This is a genomic window from Escherichia sp. E4930 (assembly GCF_005845405.1).
In the GTDB taxonomy this organism is placed as follows: domain Bacteria; phylum Pseudomonadota; class Gammaproteobacteria; order Enterobacterales; family Enterobacteriaceae; genus Escherichia.
Window position 1 is genome coordinate 1 of sequence record NZ_VCDZ01000061.1, and the last position, 1,598, is coordinate 1,598.

At 56.9% G+C, this 1,598-nt stretch carries 2 protein-coding genes and 1 pseudogene; all 3 read left to right on the forward strand.

Annotated features, from left to right (window positions below; translation table 11 throughout):
* Nucleotides 1-116, forward strand: a pseudogene (locus FFT88_RS24890) (IS66 family insertion sequence element accessory protein TnpB); the annotation flags it as partial.
* Nucleotides 116-463: an IS66 family insertion sequence element accessory protein TnpB gene (gene tnpB, locus FFT88_RS24895; RefSeq protein ID WP_000624618.1), complete on the forward strand. Its 348-nt coding sequence runs from the start codon at nucleotides 116-118 to the stop codon at nucleotides 461-463. The pseudogene FFT88_RS24890 and the gene tnpB, both read left to right, overlap by 1 nt.
* Nucleotides 464-482: 19 nt before the next feature.
* The coding region (locus tag FFT88_RS24900) for an IS66-like element ISCro1 family transposase (RefSeq protein ID WP_135403477.1) at nucleotides 483-1,598 on the forward strand (1,116 nt) is incomplete at its 3' end.

Here is a 1,598-nt window from a genome sequence, read left to right on the forward strand (position 1 = left end):
CCGACAGTCTGTGCTGTGAGCTGGTTCTGCCGGCAGGAACCCTCAGGCTGAAAGGTAAACTGACGCCGGCGTTATTACAGACACTTATCCGCGAAATGAAAGGGAGCAGCCACTGATGATATCTCTCCCTGCAGGTTCGCGTATCTGGCTGGTTGCCGGTATCACCGATATGCGAAATGGCTTTAACGGCCTGGCCTCAAAAGTTCAGAACGTCCTGAAGGATGACCCGTTCTCCGGACACCTGTTCATCTTCCGCGGACGCCGGGGTGACCAGATAAAAGTGCTGTGGGCTGACAGCGACGGACTGTGCCTCTTCACCAAACGCCTGGAGCGGGGCCGCTTCGTCTGGCCGGTCACCCGCGATGGAAAGGTTCACCTTACTCCGGCTCAGTTATCCATGCTTCTTGAGGGCATCGACTGGAAACATCCAAAACGAACGGAACGCGCTGGAATCCGTATATAACCCGTTGTAAAGTGAGGATATGGAGACCTCACTTGCTCATGAGAACGCCCGCCTGCGGGCACTGTTGCAGACGCAACAGGACACCATCCGCCAGATGGCCGAATACAACCGCCTGCTCTCACAGCGGGTGGCGGCTTATGCTTCTGAAATCAACCGGCTGAAGGCGCTGGTTGCGAAACTGCAGCGTATGCAGTTCGGTAAAAGCTCAGAAAAACTTCGTGCAAAAACCGAACGGCAGATACAGGAAGCACAGGAGCGAATCAGCGCACTTCAGGAAGAAATGGCGGAAACGCTGGGTGAGCAGTATGACCCGGCACTGCCATCCGCCCTGCGCCAGTCTTCAGCCCGTAAACCGTTACCGGCCTCACTTCCCCGTGAAATCCGGGTTATCCGGCCGGAAGAGGAGTGCTGTCCTGCCTGTGGTGGCGAACTCAGTTCTCTGGGATGTGATGTGTCAGAGCAACTGGAGCTTATCAGCAGCGCCTTTAAGGTTATCGAAACACAACGTCCGAAACTGGCCTGTTGCCGGTGCGACCATATCGTGCAGGCTCCGGTGCCTTCAAAACCCATTGCACGCAGTTATGCCGGAGCGGGGCTTCTGGCCCATGTTGTCGCTGGAAAATATGCAGACCATCTGCCGTTATACCGCCAGTCAGAAATATACCGTCGTCAGGGAGTGGAGCTGAGCCGTGCCACACTGGGGCGCTGGACAGGTGCTGTTGCTGAACTGCTTGAGCCGTTGTATGACGTCCTGCGCCAGTATGTGCTGATGCCCGGTAAAGTCCATGCCGATGATATCCCTGTCCCGGTCCAGGAGCCGGGCAGTGGTAAAACCCGAACCGCCCGGCTGTGGGTCTACGTCCGTGATGACCGTAACGCCGGTTCACAGATGCCCCCGGCGGTCTGGTTCGCGTACAGTCCGGACCGGAAAGGTATCCATCCACAGAATCACCTGGCCGGTTACAGCGGTGTGCTTCAGGCCGATGCTTACGGTGGCTACCGGGCGTTATACGAATCCGGCAGAATAACGGAAGCCGCATGTATGGCTCATGCCCGGAGAAAAATCCACGATGTGCATGCAAGAGTGCCAACCGACATCACCACGGAAGCCCTGCAGCGTATCGGTGAACTGTAT

What these genes read in the sequence shown, in the direction of transcription:
- tnpB (WP_000624618.1), top strand. Translation starts at nt 116, where the DNA reads ATGATATCTCTCCCTGCAGGTTCGCGTATCTGGCTGGTTGCCGGTATC.